A 12,542-nucleotide genomic window follows, 5' to 3' on the forward strand; every position below is an offset into this window, starting at 1 on the left:
GTGCGGTTCGTCGAGACGTTTCACCTGTGGCCGTTCCTCGACACGCTGGTGAGCTATATCGCCGCGTTCGTGTTTGGGACGCTGATCGGGGCGGAGCGGCAATATCGCCAGCGGACCGCGGGGTTGCGGACCAACACGCTGGTCGCGCTCGGGTCGGCGGCGTTCGTCGATCTCGGCCAGCGGCTGGGCGGGGACGTCGAGTCGATCCGGATCATTGCTTACGTCGTGTCGGGGATCGGCTTCCTCGGCGCGGGCGTGATCATGAAGGAGGGGATGAACGTCCGCGGCCTCAACACCGCGGCGACCTTGTGGTGCTCGGCGGCGGTGGGGTCGTGCGCGGGCAGCGACATGATCGCGGAGGCTGGGTTGCTGACGTTCGTCGTGCTGCTGGCGAACACCGCGCTGCGCCCGCTGGTCGACGGGATCAACCGGATCCCGACCGAGGGGCGGACGATCGAGGCTACCTACAGCGTGATGGTGACGGTGGCGGCGGGGGATGCGGGGCCGATCGGCGATCTGGTGGTCGAGCATCTGGAGGCGACGCAGTTGCAGGTGGCCGAACTGGACGTGACCGAGCGGGGGGAGGATCGGGTAGAGATTGCGGCGACTCTGGTGGCGACGAACGTGCCGGCGGAGGAGTTGGATGCGATTACGGATCACCTGGCGAAGGTGCACGGGATTGAACATGCGACATGGCAGGCGCGGACGCACGACTGACGCGGGGGCGGATCTCACCTTACATTCGACACCACCCCGGCGAAGGCCGGGGCCCAATTGGGGGAAGTCGCTAACGGAGTGCGGTCCCCCGTTATTGCGACCTTTCCAATTGGGCCCCGGCCTTCGCCGGGGTGGTACTAGCTTGGTGGTGCAGCTAGAAGCTTGTTCCCCCGCGAAGGCGGGGGCCCAGACTGGACCCCCGCCTTCGCGGGGGAACAAGGGGGCGGGGGGCAGCCCCTCACCCAAGCCCCCCAAACTCCCCCTATCCGCGCAACAAGTCGAAAGCCGTTGGACCTCGCCGCGCAACGTCGGTACTGCCCGCCCCAAGTCCAATCGGAGTGACAACATGGGTTATCGGGTGGTGGTCGCAGGGGCGACCGGCAATGTCGGGCGTGAGATCCTCAACATCCTGGCGGAGCGCGAGTTTCCGGCGGATGAGATCGCCTGCGTCGCGTCGTCGCGCAGCCAGGGGTTGATGGTCGACTATGGCGACACCGGCAAGCAGATCAAATGCACGAACATCGAGCATTTCGACTGGAACGGCTGGGACATGGCGCTGTTCGCGATCGGCTCCGAGGGCTCGGCGATCTATGCGCCGATCGCCGCCGCGGCCGGCTGCGTCGTGATCGACAATTCGTCGCTGTACCGCATGGACCCCGACGTGCCGCTGATCGTGCCCGAGGTGAACCCCGAGGCGATCGACGGCTACAAGGTCCGCAACATCATCGCCAACCCGAACTGCTCGACCGCGCAGATGGTCGTCGCGCTGAAGCCGTTGCACGACGCGGCGAAGATCCTGCGCGTGGTCGTCTCGACCTACCAGTCGGTCTCCGGCGCGGGCAAGGCGGGGATGGACGAGCTGTTCGAGCAGAGCCGCAACATCTTCGTCGGCGATCCCGCCGAGCCCAAGCTGTTCACCAAGCAGATCGCCTTCAACGTGATCCCGCACATCGACAGCTTCCTCGACGACGGCTCGACCAAGGAAGAGTGGAAGATGGTCGTCGAGACCAAGAAGATCCTCGACAAGAAGATCAAGGTCACCGCGACCTGCGTCCGCGTGCCGGTGTTCGTCGGCCATTCGGAAGCGATCAACATCGAGTTCGAGAACGAGATCACGGCCGAGGAAGCGCAGAACATCCTCCGCGAGGCACCCGGCATCATGCTGGTCGATAAGCGCGAGGACGGCGGCTACATCACGCCGATCGAGTGCGTCGGCGACTTCGCGACCTACATCAGCCGCGTGCGCGAGGATCCGACCGTCGAGAACGGGCTGAACCTGTGGTGCGTCAGCGACAACCTCCGCAAGGGTGCCGCTCTGAACGCGGTGCAGATCGCCGAACTGCTCGGGCGCCGGCACCTGCAGAAGGCGTAGTCGGGCGGGGCCATCGCGCCTTCAACACGCTCCAAAAGACCGATCGAAACCGCGTCGTCACCCCGTGTGACGGCGCGGTTTTGCGATTCGCTTCGGATGACGAGCGCGAGCGGCGGAAGACACCGATCGAACCGAATTGCGGTGAATTTGATCGTCGATCTGGATAGCGACCAGTTTGGGTGCGATTGTTAACGATCGAAAGTGTCCGACGAGCAAGTACTTTGACAGTGGGCGCAAAAGCTAAAACAAAAACGGTTTTATAACTTGGTCAATCTGAGTTCAAGTTGTGTTGAATAACGACAGATTGCTATGCCTGTTCCGACTTTAGTCTTATTTATTACGGTAACAGACTGTTAGTATTACAGGGGTGAACATCCTCCCGTTCCGATAGTCGAATCTAGAGTTCGACGATGCGGAAAGTCAGGGCTGCTGTTGCAGTCGTCAGTGGAGGTTGTTTGATGTCCAACGCGTTTGTTCGCCCGCAGAATCGAGACGCCGTGACGCCGACTGGCGCAAAGACGCTCGGATCGCATCCTGCAAAGTCGCCCACCTTTGCCCGCACGCTGCGCCGCCTGCGCGATGGCGCTTCGCTGATCGGGCTGGCGACAACGTCGCTGCTCGCGACCCAAGCGGCTTCAGCGCAGACAGCCACGCCGAACATCGTCAGCGTATGCTCGGGCGTCAGCCTGCCACGCTCGGTCGTCACGGATATCCTGACCCCGGTGGTCAACGGAATCGTCACGCCGATCCAGAACACGGTCAACCCCATCACCGGGGGCATCAACACGTTGCTGCCGCTGCTTGGTGTGCCGACGCTCGGCATCAACGCATCCGCGCTTCTGACAAACGCCGCGGCGGGCAACAACATCACGTTGCAGGTGCTCAACGCCAACGGACAGCTCGTCGGACCGGCGGACCGCTGCGATACGCAGGCGGACAGTTTCACGTTGCGGACGCCGGCCGGCATCGCGATCGGCGGCAATCGGATCACCGGGCTCGGCGCGACCGGCGCCGAAGCGTCTGCAGGAGAGGGAAATTCGATCGCATTCGGTAACAGAGCGCTGACCAGCGCGACCGCGCTCGGCTCGATCGCGCTCGGCACCGGATCGACGGTCGGCGCCAATGCAACCGGCGCGATCGCTCTGGGTACGGGAGCGATCGCGACCGGCGCGAACGGCGTCGCGCTCGGTGCAGGCAGCGTCGCCGCACGCGGACCGCTGGCAGGCTATACCGCGATCGGGCTCGCTGTTCCCCAGAACTCGGCCGGCGAAGTCTCGGTCGGCGCGGCGGGTGCCGAACGCCAGATCACCAACGTCGCGGCGGGCGCCGCGGCAACCGATGCGGTCAACGTCGCCCAGCTCACCGGCGTCCAGGCGCAGATCGGCACGCTCGCAAGCGGTGCGGTCCAATATGACGGTGCGACCCGCACCAGCGTGACGCTGGGGGGAGCCGGTACCGGCGCGCCGGCGGTGGCGCTCCGCAACGTTGCGGCAGGCACGCTCGGCGCGGCATCGACCGACGCCGTCAACGGCAGCCAGTTGTTCGCGACCAATACCAACGTCACGAACCTGACGACCAACATCACCAACGGCGCGATCGGCGCGCTGCAATATTCCAACGCCGCGACGCCGACCGTTCCGAATGGCGGCGCTCCCTCCAACGACGCTGCCCTGGTCGGTGTCGCGGCGGGCCCGGTCGGGCTGCACAATGTCGCCAATGGCGTCGTTGCTGCCGGATCGACCGACGCGGTCAACGGCGGACAATTGTCGACTGTGACGGATCAGGTCGGCACGCTGGCCGGGCTCGCCGTCCAGTATGACGACGCGACCCGCGTGCGGGCGACGCTTGGCGGCGTCGGCACGGGTGCGGCCCCGGTGGCGCTCGGCAACGTCGCAGCCGGCACGCTCGGTGCGACCTCGACCGATGCGGTCAACGGCAGCCAGCTGTTCGCGACCAACACCAACGTCACCAACACCAACACCGCGCTGACCAACCTGACGACCAACATCGCCAATGGCGGGATCGGCGCCGTCCAGTATTCGAACGCCGCGACGCCGACGGTGCCGAACGGTGGCGTCCCGACCAACGACGTCACGCTGGTCGGTGCAACGGCAGGCCCGGTCGCTCTACACAACGTTGCCGATGGCACTGTCGCGACCGGATCGACCGACGCCGTGAATGGCGGTCAGCTTGCCACGGTGACCGGCCAGGTCGGCAACCTCGCGGCGCTGTCGGTCCAGTATGACGACGCGACGCGCGCCCGCGTGACGCTGGGCGGTCTCGGCACGGGGGCCGCTCCGGTGGCGATCGGCAACGTCGCGGCGGGTACGCTCGGCGTGACCTCGACCGATGCGGTCAACGGCAGCCAGCTGTTCGCGACCAATACGAACGTCACCAACCTGACGACCAACATCGCCAATGGCGCGATCGGTGCGCTGCAATATTCGAGCGCAGGTGCGCCGACCACGCCGAACGGGGGCGTGCCGTCGAACGACGCGACGCTGGTGGGCGGTGCCGCCGGCGCTGTCGCTCTGCACAATGTCGCGAACGGCACTGTCGCGGTGGGTTCGACCGACGCGGTCAATGGCGGTCAGCTTGCCCTGGTCTCGGGGCAGGTCGGCACGCTGAACGGTTTGGCGGTGCAGTATGACGACCTCAGCCGGTCGCGTGTGACCTTCGGGGGCGCGGGTGCTGCACCCGTCGTGCTCGGCAACGTCGCGGCGGGGACGCTGGGCGCCGCCTCGCTCGAGGCGGTGAACGGCAGCCAGCTGTTCACGACCAACGCCAACGTCACCAACACCAACACCGCGCTGACCAACCTGACCACCAACATCAGCAATGGCGGCATCGGCGCCGTCCAGTATTCGAACGCCGCGACGCCGACCGTGCCGAATGGCGGCGTGCCGAGCAACGACGTCGCGCTGGTCGGTGCGGCGGCGGGTCCGGTTGGATTGCACAATGTCGCGAATGGCAATGTCGCGGCGGGATCGACCGACGCGGTCAACGGTGGTCAGCTCGCCAGCGTTTCGGGGCAAGTCAGCGGCCTGTCCGCACTCGCGGTGCAGTATGACGATGTTGGCCGCTCGCGGATCACGCTTGGCGGCGTCGGTACGGGTGCAGCGCCCGTCGTGATCGGCAATGTCGCGGCAGGGACGCTCGGTGCGACCTCGACCGAGGCGGTCAACGGCAGTCAGTTGTTCGCGACCAACACCAACGTCACCAACCTGACGACGAGCATCGCGAATGGCGCGATCGGTGCGCTGCAATATTCGAGCGCAGGTGCACCGACCACGCCGAACGGCGGCGTACCGTCGAACGACGTGACGCTCGTCGGAGGTGCCGCTGGTGCCGTCGCCTTGCATAACGTCGGCGACGGCGTGGTTGCGGTCGGCTCGACCGATGCGGTCAACGGCGGCCAACTGGCAACCGTCTCCGGCCAGGTCGGCAATCTCGCCGCGCTGTCGGTGCAGTACGACGATCCGACCCGGACGCGCGTGACGCTGGGTGGAGCAGGCAACGCGCCGGTCGTGCTCGGCAACGTCGCGGCGGGAACGCTCGCGGCAGGGTCGACCGAAGCGGTCAACGGCGGTCAGCTCGTCGGGCTCGGCACCAGTGTCGCGGCAGGCCTGGGTGGACTGTCGAGCTACGACGCTGCCACCAACCGCGTGCTGGCCTCGATCGGGTTCGGCGGGGTGCAATATGGCAACGTCCAGTCGGTCTTCGATGCGGTCGATGGCGCGATCAACGGCGGTGCGGGCATCCGGTATTTCCGGGTTCTCTCGGCGCGCGGCGACAGCGTCGTGACGGGCACCGACAGCATCGCGATCGGGCCGGAAGCGACCGCGACCGCGGACAACAGTGTCGCCATTGGCACCGGCTCCTCGGCGCTTCGCGGCGGTACGCTTGGCTACGCCGCGCTGGGGCTCGCGGGCTTGCAGAACTCGGTCGGTGAAGTGTCGGTCGGCTCGGCTGGTGGCGCTCGGCAGATCACCAACGTCGCGGCCGGCACGGCAGCAACGGATGCTGCCAATGTCGGCCAGGTCGCAGGCGTCGCGGCACAGGTCGCGGCTCTGGGCACCACCACCGTCCAGTACGACAACGGCACGAAGAACTCGATCACGCTCGGCGGTGCCGGCGGGACGGTCATCACCAACGTCGCCGCCGGCAACGTCGCCGCCGGGTCTACCGACGCGGTCAACGGCGCGCAGCTTGCGGCGACCAACACGCAGGTGGCGAACAACACGACCGCGATCACCAACCTGGGCAACCAGATCAGCAACGGTGCGACCGGGCCGGTGCAATACTCGAACCCCGGCAGCGCCACCACGCCGAACGGTGGCACGAAGACCAACGACCTCACGCTGGTCGGTGCGGCGGCCGGTCCGGTCGGGCTGCACAACGTCGCTGGCGGCTCGATTGCGGCCGGCTCGACCGACGCGGTCAATGGCGGGCAGGTCTATGCCCTGGCGCTGACGGCGGTGAACGCGGTGTCGTACAACACCGATGCCAACGGTGCGCGGACCAACACCGTGACGCTGGCCGGCGGCAATGCAGCGGCGCCGGTGACGATCGCCAACGTCGCCGCCGGTAATGTCGCGGCCGGGTCCGCCGAAGCGGTGAACGGTGGCCAGCTCTACACCACCAACCAGGCGGTCGCGACGGCGCAGGGCACCGCGAACAGTGCGCTCGCGCTGGGTAGCAACTCGGTGCAATATGGTCCTTCGCGTACCAACGTGACGTTCAACGCCGGCGGCCAGGCCACCGTGCTGAGCAACGTCGCGGCGGGCGTGTCGACGACCGACGCGGTCAATGTCGGACAGCTGAACTCGGGCATCAACTCCGCGGTGACGCAGGCGAACGCCTATACCGACGGACGGATCGCGGCGCTCGACTTCGATCTGCGCAACCTCCGCCGGGACAGCTTCGCCGGGACCTCCAACGCGCTGGCGGCAGCCGGACTCCCGCAGGCGTATGAAGCGGGCAAGGGGATGATCGCGATGGGTGGTGGCACCTATGCCGGCCAGTCGGCGGTCGCGGTCGGGATGTCGAAGGCGTTCAGCGATGGCCATACCGTCGTCAAGCTGAGCGGCACCTATGACTCGCAGGGCCGTGCCGGCGCATCGGGCGGGATCGGGTATCAGTTCTGATCCCGTCATTCGAAGTTGGGAACGGGCGGCCTTCGGGTCGCCCGTTTTCGTTTGGGGCTCAGGCTCGCGAGGAGTTGGAGACCAAGGAAGACGAGGGCGCGGGTTGACTTGGGCGGCGGCGGCTACGAATTGGCGGCGAACCAATGCAGGATGTGACCGTGGCCAGCACCCCGACCGAGACGCAGTTTTTCGAGAGCTTCGACGGCACGCGGATCGCGTGGCGCGAGGTCGGCGAGGGGCGGCCGGTGGTGCTGATCCACGGCTATTTCTCCGACGCGAAGACCAACTGGATCCGCTATGGCCACGCCGCGAAGATCGCCGCCAAGGGCTTCCGCGTGATCATGCCGGACCTGCGCGCGCACGGCGAGAGCGAGAAGCCGCACGGGCTCGAAGCGTATCCTGCGGATGCGCTGACGCAGGATGGCCACGCGCTGATCGCACACCTCGGACTGACGGAGTATGATCTTGGTGGCTATTCGCTGGGTGCGCGGACGACCTCGCGGATGCTGGCGACGGGGGCGACGCCGCGGCGCGTGATCTTTTCGGGGATGGGTCTCGAAGGGCTTACCCAGACGTCACGCCGCGCTGGGCATTTCCGCAATATCCTGACCAAGCTGGGGCAGCATGTGCAGGGTACGCCGGAGTGGCTGGCGGAGGCGTTCCTGAAGACCACCGGCGGCGATCCGGTCGCGTTGCTCGGTATCCTCGAGACGTTCGTCGATACGCCACTCGAGTCCGTGAAGGCTATCCAGCAGCCGACGTTGGTGGTCTGCGGCGGCGAGGATCAGGATAATGGTTCGGCACCGGATCTGGCCGCGGTGCTGCCGCATGGCGAGTATGTCGAGACCCCCGGCGGCCACATGAGCGCTGTCGTGAAGCCCGAACTGGGCCAAGCGATCGCCGACTTCCTGGCGGGTTGACGCCCTGTCCTCGATCCTCCCCCGCCAGGGGGAGGTGGCTGGCTCTTGCCAGACGGAGGGGGAGGTAAGAAACCACCTCCGTGGCGCGTTCCTCCCCCTCCGTCGCCTTCGGCGCCACCTCCCCCTAGCGGGGGAGGATTAGAAAGATCGGCGTTGACCAGACGGGGTCGGATGCTCACTCTGGAGGCATAATCCAGGGGAAGATCATGATCCGTACCGTCTCTCTGATCGCGCTCGCGTGCGCGATCGCCGTGCCGTCCGTAGCACAGGCCCAGACTGCAGCACCCGCCACCACCGGCAAGCCCACCGTAGCGCAGGCGGATGCGTTCGTGGCCGAAGCCGAACGCGTAATGGCCGCGGCGTCGCTCGACGCCAACCGCGTGGCGTGGGTCAACGCGACGTACATCACCGACGATACCGATGCGCTGGCGGCGAAGTCGGGCGCCGAAATGACCGATCTCGGGGTGAAATATGCGCTCGGCGCCGCGCCGTATGCGTCAGTGCCGGGGCTGTCGTTCGATACGAAGCGCAAGCTCGACCTGCTGCGCGGCGGGCTGACGCTACCGGCGCCGACGCGGGCAGGGGCTTCCGAGGAACTGTCGACGCTGACCACGAAGATGTCGTCCTCCTACGGCAAGGGCATGGGGACGCTCGACGGCAAGCCGATCAACGGGTCGGACATCGAGGCGGCGATGGGCTCGACGCGCGATCCCGCCAAGCTGACCGAGATGTGGACGAGCTGGAACGACAAGGTCGGCGCGCCGATGCGCGGCGACTATGCGAAGATGACGTCGATCTCGAACGAAGGCGCGCGCGAGCTCGGCTACAAGGATGTCGGTGCACTGTGGCGCTCGGGCTACGACATGACGCCCGAACAGTTCGCGGCGCTGACCGACAAGATCTGGAAGCAGGTCGAGCCGCTGTACATGGCGCTGCACACCTACACGCGGTGGAAGCTGAATGAGAAATACGGCGACGCGGTGCAGGCGAAGACCGGGCCGATCCGCAGCGACCTGCTCGGCAACATGTGGGCGCAGGAATGGGGCAACATCTACGACATCGTCGCGCCGAAGGGGGCGGGGGATCTGGGCTTCGATACCGGCGATCTGCTGAAGGCGAAGGGCTATGATCCGCTCAAGATGGTGAAGCAGGGCGAGGGCTTCTATTCGTCGCTCGGCTTCGCGCCGCTGCCCGAGACGTTCTGGAAGCGGTCGCAGATCACCAAGCCCGCCGACCGCGATGTGATTTGTCACGCGTCGGCGTGGGATATCGACGCCAAGGACGATATCCGGATCAAGATGTGCACGAAGGTGAACGCCGACGATTTCGTCACGATCCACCACGAGCTCGGCCACAATTACTATCAGCGCGCGTACAAGGCGCAGCCGTTCCTGTACGCGAACGGTGCGAACGACGGTTTCCACGAGGCGATCGGCGATACCGTCGCACTGTCGATCACGCCGGATTACCTATTGAAGATCGGGCTGCTCGACCAGGCGAAGGTGCCGAGCGCGGACAAGGACATCGGGCTGCTGCTGCGCCAGGCGATGGACAAGGTCGCGTTCCTGCCGTTCGGGCTGCTGATCGACAAATGGCGCTGGGGCGTGTTCTCGGGGCAGATCCCGGCGACCGGGTATCAGGCGGCGTGGGACGCGTTGCGGCTCCAGTATCAGGGGATCAAGCCGCCGGTCGCACGCGACGAGACCAAGTTCGATGCGGGCGCGAAATACCACATCCCGGCGGCGGTGCCGTACACGCGCTACTTCCTGGCGCGGGTGTTGCAGTTCCAGTTCTACAAGGCGGCGTGCGACCAGTCGGGCTGGAAGGGGCCGCTGCATCGTTGCTCGTTCTACGACAACAAGGCGGTGGGGACGAAGCTGAACGCGATGCTGAGCATGGGGCAGTCGAAGCCCTGGCCCGATGCGCTGCAGGTGTTCACCGGCAGCCGCGAGATGTCGGGCGCGGCGCTGGTGGAGTATTTCGCGCCGTTGAAGGCGTGGCTGGACGTGCAGAACAAGGGGAAGCCGACTGGGTGGTGAGGGATAAACCTGACTACTCCAACTTCTAGTTCCCCCGCGAAGGCGGGGCCCAGGGTTACGAACGCACCCGTGGTTTTAGCTGGGCCCCCGCTTCCGCGGGGGAACGAGAAAGGCGGGACTTTCCGTCTTGCCCACCCCGGCGAAGGCCGGGGCCCAATTGGGAAACGCCGCTAACAGAGCGATGAGCTTCGTTACACAAGACGTTCCAATTGGACCCCGGCCTTCGCCGGGGTGGAGTATCTATTCAGTACTCGGTCGGGATATGTTTACTCCGGCACCGTCCCAGGATCGACGATGCCCGCGTCGAACGACTTCGACGAGTCCGTCCCGTCAGCCTGATGCGCGTGCGTACCCTTCGGTTTGGGTGCTGTCTGAGACTTCGGCGTGCTGCCACGCAGAGTTAGCAGCGCGCCAACCGCCGCTCCAGCTACCGCGACACCACTAAAGATCGCAGCAGCGCCCCATTTGCCACGGGTCTTCTCTGGCGGCTTCGCAATCGGAACAGGCGTGGCCGTATTGCGTGCAGGCACCGGGCGGGGCGTGCTGCGCTTGGTCGAGCGCGGCTTTGGCGTCGGCTTGCCCACTGACTTCGACGACGCGGCGGTGACAGGCTTGTCCGCAACCGGCACGGGCTTGGACGCGACCGGCTTGGCCGACGACGTGGCAGCCGGTGCCGCCTTAGGCGCGCTCGTCTTGCGCGGCGCGCGACGGCGGGCGGCGGGCTTCTTTGCTTCCGTATCGGGCGTGTCGGTGTCGGCCACTTCTATCTTCCCTCAGCAATGATTCCGGAAGCGTAACGCATTCCCGTGCGATCCGCTCCGGTTTTTAGCGGAACGGCGGCTCGTCGAACGCGCGGAGCTTGCGGCTATGAAGCTTCGACCCTTCGAGGCGGAGCTGTTCGCAGGTCTCGATCCCGATCCGCAGATGCTCGCTGATCGCGCGTTCGTAGAAGCGATTGGCCTGGCCCGGCAGCTTCAACTCGCCGTGGAGCGGCTTGTCCGAGACGCAGAGCAACGTGCCGTAGGGAACGCGGAACCGGTAGCCCTGCGCGGCGATCGTCGCGGATTCCATGTCGATACCGACCGCTCGGCTGAGTGAGAAGCGGAGTGCGGACTTCGAGTAGCGGAGTTCCCAGTTGCGATCGTCGGTGGTGACGATCGTGCCGGTGCGGAGGCGGCGCTTGAGTTCCTCGCCCGACTGACCCGAGACGATCTCGGCCGCCTTCGCCATGGCGAGCTGGACTTCGGCGATCGCGGGAATTGGAATTTCAGGGGGCAGGACGTCGTCGAGAACGTGGTCGTCGCGCAGATACGCATGCGCGAGGACGTAATCGCCGATCCGCTGGCTCGGGCGCAGGCCACCGCAATGGCCGATCATCAGCCACGCCTCGGGACGCAATACCGCGAGATGGTCGCAGATCGTCTTGGCGTTCGACGGCCCGACGCCGATGTTGACGAGCGTGATACCGGTGCGGTCGTCCGCCATCAGGTGATAGGCGGGCATCTGGTGGCGACGCCAGGCGCTGTCGGAAATGATCTTGTCGATGTCGTCGCCCGACGAGATCGTAATACCGCCTGCACCCGACAGGCTGGTGAAGCGCGAACCTTCACCAAGCTGCGTGCCGGCCCAACGGACGAACTCGTCGACATAGCGGTGATAGTTGGTGAACAGCACGAAGCGCTGCGCGTGTTCGGCGGGCGTGCCCATGTAATGGCGCAGGCGGGCAAGGCTGAAATCGGTGCGCAGGCCGTCGAACAGCGCGAGCGGACGCGTCTCGTCCTGCGCGATCCACAGGCCGTCGGCGATCTCGTCGCCGATATGCGCTAGTTCGGTGGCGGGGAAGTGACGTGACAGTTCGGTGGCGGAGACCTCATCGAGGCTCAGCGCGTGGCCGGGCTCGATCACATAGGGGAACGGGATTTCTTGGCGGCCTTCGACGGCTTCGACAGTGACGTCGTAATCCTCGATCAGCAGCGTCAGCTGTTCGGTCAGGTATTCGGCGAAGATCGCAGGCTTGGTGACGCTGATGCGGTATTCGCCCGCGTTGACCAGACGACCGAACGAGCGGAGCGGGGTGGGCCGGTCGACGCCGCCCTTATAGGTGAGGCGTATTTCGGGATAGGCGAACGAACCATCGGTGCGGCTGGCCGGATCTGGCGTCGTGCCGTCGGCGATATACGCGCTCATGGCGGCTTGGAGGCGCTCGACGGAGGCGCGGTAGAGGCGGTCGAGTTCGGCGACGAGGTCGGATGCGATTGTCATCGGGCAGTGTTAGGTGGCGGACGTTACGGTGGCAAGACCACCTAAATCCTCCCCGTGTCGGGGAGGTGGCAGCCCACTCGGGCTG

7 protein-coding genes are annotated in these 12,542 nt (G+C 66.0%); 5 read left to right on the plus strand and 2 right to left on the minus strand.

Features of this window, described 5'->3' with window-relative positions:
- The 5 genes from C8J39_RS08835 to C8J39_RS08855 all read left to right on the plus strand — a co-directional run bounded on the left by C8J39_RS08835 (window position 1) and on the right by C8J39_RS08855 (window position 10,195).
- Window positions 1–717: an MgtC/SapB family protein gene (locus C8J39_RS08835; protein ID WP_120300108.1), complete on the plus strand. Its 717-nt coding sequence runs from the start codon at window positions 1–3 to the stop codon at window positions 715–717.
- A 346-nt stretch (window positions 718–1,063) separates the two neighbouring features.
- Entirely contained in the window at window positions 1,064–2,089 is a 1,026-nt protein-coding gene (locus C8J39_RS08840) for an aspartate-semialdehyde dehydrogenase (RefSeq protein WP_107954835.1), read from the plus strand.
- Between the two features lie 458 nt (window positions 2,090–2,547).
- Window positions 2,548–7,236, plus strand: a complete 4,689-nt coding sequence (locus C8J39_RS08845) for a YadA-like family protein (protein WP_165895166.1) — start codon at window positions 2,548–2,550, stop codon at window positions 7,234–7,236.
- Between the two features lie 143 nt (window positions 7,237–7,379).
- Window positions 7,380–8,156, plus strand: a complete 777-nt coding sequence (locus tag C8J39_RS08850; RefSeq protein WP_120300110.1) for an alpha/beta fold hydrolase — start codon at window positions 7,380–7,382, stop codon at window positions 8,154–8,156.
- A gap of 206 nt (window positions 8,157–8,362) precedes the next feature.
- A complete protein-coding gene (locus C8J39_RS08855; protein WP_120300111.1) occupies window positions 8,363–10,195 on the plus strand; it encodes a M2 family metallopeptidase in 1,833 nt (610 codons plus the stop codon).
- 266 nt (window positions 10,196–10,461) lie between these two features.
- Here the strand turns inward: C8J39_RS08855 and C8J39_RS08860 are convergent, their stop codons facing one another.
- Both C8J39_RS08860 and C8J39_RS08865 read right to left on the minus strand, forming a co-directional pair.
- The gene (locus tag C8J39_RS08860; RefSeq protein WP_120300112.1) at window positions 10,462–10,956 is read right to left on the minus strand and encodes a hypothetical protein; all 495 of its coding nucleotides are present in this window, start codon (window positions 10,954–10,956) and stop codon (window positions 10,462–10,464) included.
- Between the two features lie 64 nt (window positions 10,957–11,020).
- On the minus strand, window positions 11,021–12,457 hold the full coding sequence (locus C8J39_RS08865; RefSeq protein ID WP_120300113.1) for an AMP nucleosidase: 1,437 nt from the start codon (window positions 12,455–12,457) through the stop codon (window positions 11,021–11,023).
- Between the last annotated feature and the right edge of the window lie 85 nt (window positions 12,458–12,542).

It is taken from the genome of Sphingomonas sp. PP-CC-1A-547 (assembly GCF_003610375.1).
In the GTDB taxonomy this organism is placed as follows: domain Bacteria; phylum Pseudomonadota; class Alphaproteobacteria; order Sphingomonadales; family Sphingomonadaceae; genus Sphingomonas.